General features: G+C 55.2%; 1 protein-coding gene. It reads left to right on the top strand.

What is annotated here, in order from left to right; all coding sequences use genetic code 11:
* Window positions 1–458: fructose-bisphosphatase class III (locus tag STRDD11_RS13330; RefSeq protein ID WP_128837679.1), on the top strand; the 458-nt coding region annotated here is incomplete at both ends.

Genomic DNA, 458 nt, shown 5'->3' with positions numbered 1-458 from the left:
ACGATTCTGGGCTATTTAATCGACCTGCGGGAGGCCCGGCCCTTCATCATCGGTCTGTCGCGGACGGTCCGCCAGCTGATTATTGACCACCTGCATGTGGTCGGTGATATTTTTGACAGAGGGGCTGCCAGCGATCGGGTCATGGACGAGCTGCTGGCCTTTCACTCCGTTGATGTGCAGTGGGGCAACCACGATATCATCTGGATGGGGGCTTTCTTTGGCTCCAGGGAATGCCTGCTCATCCTGCTGCGGATTGCGGCCCGTTATGGCTATCTGTGGGATATTGAGAGAGCTTACGGCCTGAATCTGCGGCCGCTGACCAGCTTTGCGGACAAGACTTATACAGCCAATCCCAAGTTTAAGCCTATTTTGGGCAGCAGAAGCGGGGAATTTTCCGAGGAGCAGATCCTGCAGCTGGAAAAGGTCCACCAAGCTCTGGCAATCCTGCAGTTTAAGCT

Origin of the sequence: Streptococcus sp. DD11 (assembly GCF_001578865.1) — a bacterium.
GTDB lineage: Bacteria > Bacillota > Bacilli > Lactobacillales > Streptococcaceae > Streptococcus > Streptococcus panodentis.
The sequence above is the reverse complement of the archived record's forward strand: the minus strand, read 5'-3'. Positions and strand labels throughout refer to the sequence as shown.